Origin of the sequence: Pseudomonas sp. 34 E 7 (assembly GCF_900005715.1) — a bacterium.
GTDB classification, from domain to species: domain Bacteria; phylum Pseudomonadota; class Gammaproteobacteria; order Pseudomonadales; family Pseudomonadaceae; genus Aquipseudomonas; species Aquipseudomonas orientalis_A.
In genome coordinates, this window is sequence record NZ_CVTX01000135.1 from 1 (window position 1) to 10,577 (window position 10,577).

Sequence of the window (10,577 nt, forward strand, 5' to 3'; positions counted from 1 at the left end):
TGGGCGTGCCGTCGCCGTCGGCGCTGGGCAGTGTCGAGCAGGCCATGACCTGTCCCGCCGTGCAGTTGTTCGTCGCACGGGCGCGCGCCAATCAGCAGGGTTTTGTGTTGCGGCCCCAGGAGTTGATGCCGCTGCGTGATATTTGCCGGCGCCTGGACGGTATCCCGTTGGCCCTCGAACTGGCGGCCGCCCAGGTTGACGCCCTGGGTATCGGCGGTGTGCAGCGGCAATTGCGCAGCGGCCTGCACGGGCTGAGCCACGGTCGTCGCACGGCGGTGGAACGCCATCGCTCAATGACCGCCGCGCTGGACTGGAGCTACGAGCGCCTGAGCCTGCCGGAGTGCTGGCTGTTCCTGCAGTTGGGCCTGTTCAAGATGGCGGTGACCCTGCCCACCTTGCGTGAAATGGTCAGCGGAACCGAGCTTGAGCACGCCGATTTGTCCTACCTGCTGGCGCGTCTGGTCAATCTGTCGCTGCTGACCGCCGAGCCTGGCCCGGGCCCGACGCGCTATCGCCTGCTCAATAGCGTGCGCAGCTACGCCCTGGCGCAGTTGCGCGATCCGCTTCAGGTCGAGCGCTTGCAGCAAGGTTATGGGCAGTGCCTGGGTGAGTTTTCAGGCCGGCCGTTTGTCCTGCAACTCGTCGAGCAGGCGGCGTGCGCGCAGTAGATCGCGGGTGGCGAAGCCTTCGGTAAATCGAGCGTAGATCGGCTCCAGCAAATCCCTGGCGGCTTGCCTACGCCCTTGTTGCTGCCAGCGTTGCGCCAGGCAGCCCGCACAGCGCAACTCCCAGGCCAGGGCACCTTGCCGGCTTGCCAGGCCAAGGGCTTCGAGCAGCAGCGTTTCAGCGCCGTGGGTATCCCCCAGAAGTGCCACCTGCCCGGCGTACACCCGCAGGATTTCCGGCGCGCACCAGCCCGCCGCGCCACTGCGCGCGCGGTGCATGCCCGGCTCATCGACCTGCCGCATGCCGAAGGTGACCAGGGTGTCCTCGATCAGTCCCAGGCCCTGCAGATCCTGGTCGCCCAGGATACCGGCATAGTGCCCGGCCCAGGTCTGGAACAGTTGCACCGAATGCTTGTGCGCCTGCTCAAGCAGCAGGCGTTGCATGGCCTGTGCCTCGTCGTCGGCACCGTTGTAGCGGGCGATGACTACACCAGCCAAGGCCAGGGTGTAGCAGATCGAGGTGCCGTGGTTGATCTGCAGCGCCAGCTCCAGTGCCTGGCTCGCGGTGCGCCAGGCACGTTCGGGGAAGCCTTGCAGCCAAAGGATGCGCGCCAGGACGGTCAGGGACGCGACGCTCTGGTCGTACTGCACGCCAACGCCATGGGCGAAGCGGTTCACGTGGCCGCTGTGGCTCATCCGTTGCAGCACCTGCTCGGCATGATGCCGTGCCCGTGCCTGATCGCCGGTGTAATGCCGGGCGAGGGCGCGCAGGCGTTGGGTGCTCAGGTCCAGCAGCGGCTCGGTGCGTGGGTCGAGGCGATCAAATTGCAGGCTCTGTTGCAGCGCCTGGTCATAGCGCCCGGCACACAGGTTTACCGCCATATGCCCGGAGACCGCGCGTAACTGGCCGGCCAGGTCCTGGCGTTCTTCGGCCAGGCGCGCGGCACCGACAAACGCCGCAATGGTCTGCGGCGCGGCGCCCAGGGCGTGGTAGGAGAGGCTGCCCAGGGCCAATTGCAGTTGCAGGGTCAATTGCGTACAGGGCGCTTCGACCTGATCGATCAGCGCCAGCGCCTTGTCCACATAACCGGCATGCTCGCGCAGCAACGACAGTTCCTGCCACAGGGGCATCGCACTGACCGTCAGGCGGATCGCCAGCAAGTGCCCCGCGTCGTCGGCAAATCCCCAGTCGAGGGCGGCGCGCACGTCTTCGCGCAACGGTGCGTAGCGCTCGATCCAGGGCTGGGTGGCGATCAGTTCCCAATCACCGCGGGCCTGTTCCATCAGCGCCAGGCAGCGTGCCGCATGGCGTTCGCGCGTGGCTTGCAGTTCGCCCGCGAGGCTGAGCTTTTCCAGGGCATACGTGCGGGTGATATCCAGCAGGCGATAGACCATCTCTTCCTCGCCGGCGTCCACATTCAGCAGCGACTTGGCCACCAGTTGCGTGATGGAGCCGAGCACTTCGGCCAGGGCCACGTGTTCCCCGGCGATCACCGCCGCCGCGCTGACCAGGCTGAAGCCCCGGCGAAACACCGCCAGCCTGCGCAGGCAGATTTTTTCGCCTTCGGTGAGCATGTCAAAGCTCCAGTCGAGCGTGGCCCGCAAGGTTTGCTGGCGGGGCAGGGCGTTGCGCCGTCCGCGGGTCAGCAGGCGAAAGTTATCCTCCATCTGCACCAGCAGCCCCGGCAAGCCAAAACGCTCGATCTGCGCGGCCACCAGCTCGATTGCCAGCGGAATGCCGTCCAGGCGCTGGCAGATATCGATGGCCAGCGGCAGGTCGGCATCGCTCAGGGCAAAGCTGTCCTGATGGGCCATGGCCCGCTCGATCAGCAATTGCATGGCCGGGTAACCCAGGGCCTGGGCGCGGTTGCCGGTGGCGGGCGGGCAACTCAGCGGCTCCAGGCGTTGCACCGACTCACCTTCGGCGCGCAGCGCTTCACGACTGGTGGCGAGGATGTGCAGGTGCGGCGCATGGCGCAACAGGGTTTCGCTGATCAGGGCGATGTCGTCGAGCAGGTGCTCGCAGTTGTCGATCACCAGCAGCAACTGGCGTGCCTGCAAGCTGCGGGCGAAGCTTGCCAGCGGCGCATTCTCCCCGGGTGCGGCACCCAGCAAGGCGGCGAGGTTGGGCAGAATCATCGACGCGGCACTGAGCGGCGCCAGGTCCAGCAGATGAATTCCATCGCGGTAATGCCCGATCAGCAATTCCGCGACGCGCAGCGCGACGGTGGTCTTGCCGATGCCACCGGCGCCGGTCAGGGTGATGAAACGTTGTTGCGGCAGTTGCTGCACCAGCGCATCGATCAGGGCCTGGCGGCCGATCATGCGCGTGCGCCGCAGCGGCAGGTTGTGGCTTGGGCGTTGGGGCGCGCCGTCGGTGGGTAGCGTCATCGGTTCGATGCTCAGTGGCGCGACAAAACTGTAGCCGCGCTGGGCGACCGTGACGATATAGCGCTGCCCGGCCTGGCCGTCGCCCAGGGCCTTGCGCAACGCGGCCATGTGCACCCGCAGGTTGCCGTCTTCCACCACGCTTTTGGGCCAGACCCGCGCGATCAGCTCCTGCTTGCTCACCACATTGCCGGCGTGCTCCAGCAGGATCAGCAGAATATCCACCGCCCGCCGTCCCAGGCGCAGCGGGCGACCGGCCTCCAGCACCAGGCGCTCGCGCGGATGGATGCGGTAGGGGCCGAAGTGCACGGCCTGGTCGCTCAACTCATTCATGGCTGCCCAGGTTCAAGAGTAACGGATGGGCAAGCATATTCCAGGCGCTTGAAGACCACTAGGCTGCGATCACCTCGGGCTTGGAGCGCGAGTGGTGATTTCGCCAGGTCATCGGGTTCACGCCCTCGCTGCGCGTGAACATGTGACAGAAGTGCGCCTGGTCGCAAAAGCCGCATTCCAGGCTGATCTGCGTAAGGCTCAGGGAAGAACCGGTGATCAGTTCCTTGGCGCGCAGGATGCGCTGGTGGCGAATCCACTCCTGGGGCGACACCCCGGTGGAACACTTGAAGGCGCGGGAAAAGTGACTGCGCGACAACGCGCACGCCTGGGCCAGCTCGGCGATGCTCAGGCTTTCGCCGAGGTTGGCGAGGATCAGTTGCTTGGCGATACGCTCGCGCCGGGGGCACAGGCCTCCGGTGGCGGATAGACGAGGGGCATATTGCTCGAGTCGGGCCATGACAAATATCCGCAGTCGATGGGAGCTTTCCCGTTGAATGGATGCAGTGTAGACGCCGTTCATCTTGTTGCCGGACCGCCTGGCTGACGAGTTAATCGTTGTTAATTTCGCCAGGTGCCGGCGGGGAAAAGACAGCACAGGTGTGCAATCGCGAGCGTTGCGGGCGTGCTTCCCTGACCCCCTGCAAACCGTCTGGATACCGCCATGAACCGCAACGACCTGCGCCGCGTCGACATGAACCTGCTGGTGATTTTCGAAGCCCTGATGTTCGAGAAGAACCTGACCCGGGTCGCCGAGAAACTCTTTATGGGCCAGCCGGCGGTGAGCGCGGCACTGGGCCGCCTGCGTGACTTGTTCGACGACCCGTTGCTGCTGCGCAACGGTCGCGGCATGGAACCCACGCCACGGGCGGTGGCGATACTCAAGGAACTGCAACCGGCCATGGACACCATTTCGGGCGCCGTCAGCCGTGCCAAGGATTTCGACCCCTCCACCAGCTGCGCGGTGTTTCGCATCGGCCTGTCCGACGACGCCGAGTTCGGGCTGTTTCCGCCCTTGCTCAGTCACCTGCGCGAAGCAGCACCCGGCATCATCGTGGTGGTGCGCCGGGCCAATTACCTGTTGATGTCGTCGTTGCTGGCCAGCGGTGAAATCTCGGTAGGGGTGAGCTACACCACCGAACTGCCGGCCAACGCCAAGCGCAGGAAGCTGCGCGATATTCCCTGCAAGGTGCTGCGCGGCGATGATGGCGAGGCGCCGCTGAGCCTGGACGATTACTGCGCCAGGCCCCATGCCATGGTGTCGTTCTCGGGTGATTTGAGCGGCAATATCGACCTGGACCTCGCACGCATCGGCCGTTCGCGGCGGGTGGTGCTGGCGGTGCCGCAGTTCAGCGGGCTGCGCGCATTGCTGGCCGGTTCGCAGATTATCGCGACCGTGCCCGATTACGCGGCGTGTGCATTGACCGAGGGCACCCGCCTGCGGGCCGAAGACCCGCCGTTCGCGATTGATGCGGCAGAGCTGTCGATGGTGTGGAGCGGGGTGCATGACAATGACCCGGCCGAGCGCTGGTTGCGGGGCAAGATTGCGCAACATATGGCCGCAGAGGTTTAGCGGTTCAGCCCCGGCGCCGAACGCGGTCTCACCTGGCCGGCCTCGACATACAGCAAAGTCCTAACGATGCGCACGCTTTTTCCGGCTGCCCGCCTGGGGTTGGCCCGCCTACCATGGGTCAACTTTCAAGCAGGGGCGGGTAGCGACTATGTATATCTCTCAGAGGCCACAGGTTATTCCACCGGTTACACCACAGCCGGGTCATGACGCGCCCGCTTCGGCGTCGCGGCGCCCGGAGTCAATACCCGCGAGCGCTGATTCGGGGGCTGGCCTCGCGGGCTCAACCCGCTCTGTCGTCTCCACGCCGGGGGCGATGCCGGTGACTGTCGAGACGTCAAAACTGGACAGGGTGAGCGATCCGCGTCTGGAGGTGAAGAAGGAGGCCTCAGCACCCGATGGGATGTACCTCGTTTCCTACACGGTTCCCGGATCAGGCCAGGGGGTGAGCAACCTTACTTTTCCAATCAGTATTGGCGCGGGCGCGCAAAGAACCCCTAGCGAGCCTGCGGGGATTTATTACGCGATGCAGTTCGGCATTAATGACGCACAGGGTAATTCCCTCGGCGACGGGTATATCGGGCTGCAGCCAGGGGAGGACGGCAAGGCGCAGGTGCCGTTTTCCGGGTTCGGGTCGCACTTTACCGCTCCAGACGGCAGTTGCGACGCGGACGGTGGCCCGGGGGCGAGCAACAGTACAACCGTGGATTTCACGTTCGGTCATCAATACAACCTCACGGTGGAGCAAGACCCGCAGAATCCGCAACGGTTGAGCGGGTATATCCAGGACGTCACGGACCCCGAGCACCTCGGGCCCAGGCAACACGTCAAAGACCTTTACGTCGATCGCAAGGTCAGCTTGACCACGAGCTATAGCGGGTTCGTCGAACACTACGGTAAGGAGATCGATCGCAGTTCGCAGATAGCGCCGACCGCAGGCAGCTTTTCCGCGCCCTTTACCACGGATGACCAAGGCAATATCAAGGTGGGTTCAGTCAAGAGCGAGGGGTTGTATGGTCGGTTCCGCAATTCGATCACCGGCGATCTGCAAGTGACTCGAGTGAACGGCGAGGGTAAGGCGCTCAAGTTCTCCTTCCAGGGCGTCGGTTACCAAAAGCCAGGCTGAGCGTCGCGGCAAACAGCACATACATTCAATTCTCCACCGCCTTTGCCCAGCACACTCCCCCCATCGCTCAATGCACCGGGGGGAAACACCCATCATGGACCCAACACCCAACATCAGCCCCGACGAAGTCGTCACGCTGGTCGTCAAGCACCGGGTCAAGCCCGGCCGTGAAACCGAGTACGAAGCCTGGCTGCGCCGCATCGTCCGCACCGCCGGTGAACGCCCCGGTCACCTTGGCGTCGACGTGGTGCGCAGCCAGCAGAGCGGCATGGCCCTGTTTACCTGCGTACTGCGCTACCGCTCCACCGACGCCCTGGAGTTGTGGCTCGACTCCCCGCAACGCCAGGCCCTGATCGACGAAGCGGCGCCAATGCTGGCCGACGGCGACCAGACTGAAGTCGGCGCCGCCAATGAATTCTGGTTCGCCCCCCAGGCCGACGGCGCCGCCAAGCCGCCGCGCTGGAAGCAGGCGGTGGTGAGCCTGTGTGTGATCCTGCCGCAAACCCTGCTCCTGCCGTTTATCTGGGGGCCGATCCTGCGTTTGCACCCGTTTCTGTCCAACTACGTGGTCTCCACCTTCCTGGTCACCCTGACCATCGTGCTGCTGGTGGTTTACCTGCTGATGCCGGCGGCCACTCGCCTGTTCGCTCCCTGGCTGGAAGCCTCTGTAAAGGAAACCCCATGAACGCCGATCTGATTCTGTTCAATGGCCAGTTCCACACCGTGGACCGGGAAAACCCTCGCGCCAGCGCGGTCGCCATTCGTGACGGGCGCTTCGTCGCCGTGGGCACCGACGGTGAAGCCATGGCCCTGCGCGGCAGCACCACCGAGGTCATCGACCTCAAGGGCCGTACCGTGATTCCCGGCCTCAACGACTCGCACCTGCACCTGATCCGCGGCGGGCTGAACTACAACCTCGAGTTGCGTTGGGAAGGCGTGCCGTCCCTGGCCGATGCCCTGCGCATGCTCAAGGACCAGGCCGACCGCACCCCCACGCCGCAATGGGTGCGCGTGGTGGGCGGCTGGAACGAATTCCAGTTCGCCGAAAAGCGCATGCCCACCCTTGAAGAACTCAACCAGGCCGCGCCGGACACGCCGGTATTTGTGCTGCACCTGTACGACCGCGCCTTGCTCAACCGTGCGGCGTTGCGCGTGGCCGGTTACACCAAAGACACGCCGAACCCACCGGGCGGCGAGATCGTGCGTGACAGCAACGGCAACCCCACCGGCATGCTGGTGGCGCGGCCCAACGCGATGATTCTGTACTCGACCCTGGCCAAAGGCCCGAAACTGCCATTGGAGTACCAGGTCAACTCCACCCGCCAGTTCATGCGTGAGCTCAATCGCCTGGGCCTGACCAGCGCCATCGACGCCGGCGGCGGTTTCCAGAACTATCCCGACGACTACGCGGTGATCGAGCAACTGGCCAGGGACCAGCAGTTGACGGTGCGCATCGCTTACAACCTGTTCACCCAGAAGCCCAAGGAAGAGCTCAGCGACTTCAAGCACTGGACCGGCAGCGTCACCCTGCATCAGGGCGATGACTACCTGCGCCACAACGGTGCCGGCGAGATGCTGGTGTTTTCCGCCGCCGACTTCGAAGACTTCCTCGAACCGCGTCCGGACCTGCCGCTGACCATGGAGCAGGAGCTGGAACCGGTGGTGCGCCACCTGGTGGAACAGCGCTGGCCGTTCCGCCTGCATGCTACTTACGACGAATCCATCTCGCGCATGCTCGACGTGTTCGAGAAGGTCAACCGTGACATTCCGTTCAATGGCCTGCCGTGGTTTTTCGACCACGCCGAAACCATCACGCCAAAAAACATCGAGCGCGTGCGCGCCCTCGGCGGCGGTATTGCGATCCAGGACCGCATGGCGTTCCAGGGCGAATACTTCGTTGAGCGCTACGGGGCCAAGGCCGCCGAAGCGACGCCGCCGATCAAGCGCATGCTCGCCGAAGGCGTACCGGTAGGCGCGGGCACCGATGCCACGCGGGTGTCGAGCTACAACCCGTGGACATCGCTGTACTGGATGGTCAGCGGCCGCACCGTCGGTGGCCTGGAGCTGCACGCCGAGGGCCTGCCGCGCCTCACCGCACTGGAGCTGTTTACCCACGGCAGCGCCTGGTTCTCGTCCGAGCAGGGCAAGAAGGGCCAGATCAAGGTCGGTCAACTGGCCGACGTTGCAGCGTTGTCGGCGGATTTTTTCAGCGTCGACGAAGAAGCCATCAAGTGGATCGAGTCGGTACTGACCGTGGTCGGCGGCAAGGTGGTATATGGCGCCGGCGACTTCGACGATTACGCACCGCCACGGGTTCCGGTGCTGCCGGACTGGTCGCCGGTGGTCAAGGTGCCGGGGCACTGGCGGCCGACTTCACCGCTGCAAGCTCAAGTACACCAGTGCAGCGGCCCCTGCGGCGTGCATGCCCACCGCCATGAAAAAGCCCGTTTTTCCAGCGTGCCGGTCAGCGACTTCCAGGGCTTCTGGGGCGCGTTCGGCTGCTCGTGCTTTGCCTTCTAACCAACACCAACGGAGTTAACCCATGACTTACAAGCGCTTGAACAAAGACGACGCGGTTGTCCTGCTGGTCGATCACCAGACCGGCCTGATCTCACTGGTGCAGGATTTCTCCCCCAACGAATTCAAGAACAACGTGCTGGCCCTGGCCGACGTGGCGAAGTTCTTCAACCTGCCGACCATCCTGACCACCAGCTTTGAAGCCGGCCCCAACGGCCCGCTGGTGCCGGAACTCAAGGCACTGTTCCCTGATGCGCCGTACATCGCTCGCCCTGGCCAGATCAACGCCTGGGACAACGAAGATTTCGTCAAGGCCGTCAAGGCCACCGGCCGCAAGCAGATCATCATTGCCGGTGTGGTGACCGATGTGTGCGTCGCGTTCCCGACCCTGTGCGCCCTCGATGAAGGCTTCGAGGTGTTCGTGGTCACCGACGCTTCCGGTACCTTCAACGAAACCGTGCAACAAGCAGCCTGGGCGCGTATGACCGCTGCCGGTGCGCAACTGGTGAACTGGTTCGCCGTGGCCTGCGAGCTGCAGGTTGACTGGCGCAACGACATGGAAGGCCTGGCCAACCTGCTGTCGCCGCGCATCCCCAACTACCGCAACCTGATGAACAGCTACTTGGCATTCACCGCCAAGTAACCCAGTCTCAAAGCTGTAGATAATCCCTGTGGGAGGGGGCTTGCCCCCGATAGCGGTGCAACAGTCACAGTTGCTGTGTCTGAACCACCGCCATCGGGGGCAAGCCCCCTCCCACATTTGATTGTGTTTCACATTGGGTTTGTGGTGTGGTCACTGACCGGTTATAAAACAGCCCATCGTCCACCGAGAAGCGACAATGAACCCCTTCGAAGACATGCGCCTGTTCTGCCAGGTCATGGAGTCCGGCAGTTTTACTGCGGCCGCCGAGCAGTTGGGCCTGTCCAAGCAGTTCGTCAGCCGCCGCCTGATCCAGCTGGAAGACCGCCTCGGTGTGCGCCTGCTCAATCGCTCCACGCGCCGCCTGGATGTCACGCCGCTGGGCCAGAGCTACTACGAATCGGCCTTGCGCCTGCTCAGTGACGTCGAGCAAGTGGAACAGGGTATCGCCGGCCAGAACAGTGAACCGCGCGGCACCCTTCGCCTCAGCGCGCCGCTGTCGTTTGCCATGGCGCATTTGGGGTGCCTGCTGCCGCTGTTCCTGCAGCGCTATCCGGAAGTCGCGGTGGAAGTCGACCTCAGCGACCGCCCGGTGGACCTGATCGGTGAAGGCTACGATCTGGTACTGCGCATCGGCACCCTGGAAGATTCCACCTTGATCGCCCGACGTATTGCCAGCATCCCTCGCGTCTACTGCGCCAGCCCCGACTACCTGGCCCTGCGCGGTACGCCGCACAAACCCGATGACCTCGCCGATCACGATTGCCTGCCCTACGGGCACGGTCGCCAGGTGCAATGGCGTTTCAAGGGCAAGCTGCAAGCACTGAATGTGAGCGGGCGCATGCGCGTCAATAACGGCGATTTGCTGCGCGACGCCGCAATTGCCGGACTGGGCGTGACCTACCTGCCGACCTTTATCGTCGGCGATGCGTTGAAGGACGGCCGCCTGGTCAGCGTACTGGACGCGTTCGCGCCCGAAGCCCTGACCTTGTCGGCGGTGTACCCCCAGCACCGGCAGAGTTCGCGGCCGGTGCAGGCGCTGGTCGAGTTCCTGCGCGAACGCCTGGCCGGCGGTTGCTGAGCGACTGCCCGCTGTGTTTAACGGGGCGCCCCAAGATCCGCGCACAGCGGCCTTGGAGCCGACCGATATGCTGTGTCGATCCCGGTCCAAATGTGGGAGGGGCGGTGCGACGATTCGACTTGGCCCCGATGGCGGCCTCTGAGCCGACCAGGATGCTGGATTGGACCGAGTACATATCCGTTTCTGCGGTAACGGCTGCTATGGGTTCCGCTTTTACAGCGGCTCACTTTTGAAAAGCGCAAAAGTAAGCAAAACGCTCT

The 10,577-nt window shown here is 64.2% G+C and carries 8 protein-coding genes and 1 pseudogene; 7 read left to right on the top strand and 2 right to left on the bottom strand.

Features of this window, described 5'->3' with window-relative positions; all coding sequences use genetic code 11:
• Positions 1-668 (top strand): annotated as a pseudogene (locus BFP96_RS12520) (transcriptional regulator); the annotation flags it as partial.
• Here the strand turns inward: BFP96_RS12520 and BFP96_RS12525 are convergent.
• Complete coding sequence (locus BFP96_RS12525; protein ID WP_065936316.1) at positions 615-3,386, bottom strand: ATP-binding protein; 2,772 nt, start codon at positions 3,384-3,386, stop codon at positions 615-617. The pseudogene BFP96_RS12520 and the gene BFP96_RS12525 overlap by 54 nt on opposite strands.
• Positions 3,387-3,444: 58 nt before the next feature.
• Complete coding sequence (locus BFP96_RS12530; RefSeq protein WP_065888313.1) at positions 3,445-3,843, bottom strand: helix-turn-helix domain-containing protein; 399 nt, start codon at positions 3,841-3,843, stop codon at positions 3,445-3,447.
• A 204-nt stretch (positions 3,844-4,047) separates the two neighbouring features.
• Between BFP96_RS12530 and BFP96_RS12535 the strand changes: the two genes are divergently transcribed.
• From BFP96_RS12535 to BFP96_RS12560, 6 genes are all read left to right on the top strand, one after another.
• Positions 4,048-4,956 carry a LysR family transcriptional regulator gene (locus BFP96_RS12535; RefSeq protein ID WP_065895588.1) on the top strand — a complete coding sequence of 303 codons (909 nt, stop codon included), beginning with the start codon at positions 4,048-4,050 and terminating at the stop codon, positions 4,954-4,956.
• A gap of 313 nt (positions 4,957-5,269) precedes the next feature.
• Positions 5,270-6,079: a hypothetical protein gene (locus BFP96_RS12540; protein ID WP_242522264.1), complete on the top strand. Its 810-nt coding sequence runs from the start codon at positions 5,270-5,272 to the stop codon at positions 6,077-6,079.
• Between the two features lie 94 nt (positions 6,080-6,173).
• On the top strand, positions 6,174-6,764 hold the full coding sequence (locus tag BFP96_RS12545; RefSeq protein WP_065895589.1) for an antibiotic biosynthesis monooxygenase: 591 nt from the start codon (positions 6,174-6,176) through the stop codon (positions 6,762-6,764).
• A complete protein-coding gene (locus tag BFP96_RS12550) occupies positions 6,761-8,599 on the top strand; it encodes an amidohydrolase (RefSeq protein ID WP_065895590.1) in 1,839 nt (612 codons plus the stop codon). Before BFP96_RS12545 ends, BFP96_RS12550 begins: the two co-directional genes overlap by 4 nt.
• Positions 8,600-8,621: 22 nt before the next feature.
• On the top strand, positions 8,622-9,239 hold the full coding sequence (gene ycaC, locus BFP96_RS12555) for an isochorismate family cysteine hydrolase YcaC (protein WP_065936317.1): 618 nt from the start codon (positions 8,622-8,624) through the stop codon (positions 9,237-9,239).
• Positions 9,240-9,435: 196 nt separating this feature from the next.
• Positions 9,436-10,317, top strand: a complete 882-nt coding sequence (locus tag BFP96_RS12560) for a LysR family transcriptional regulator (protein WP_065896159.1) — start codon at positions 9,436-9,438, stop codon at positions 10,315-10,317.
• Positions 10,318-10,577 lie beyond the last annotated feature (260 nt).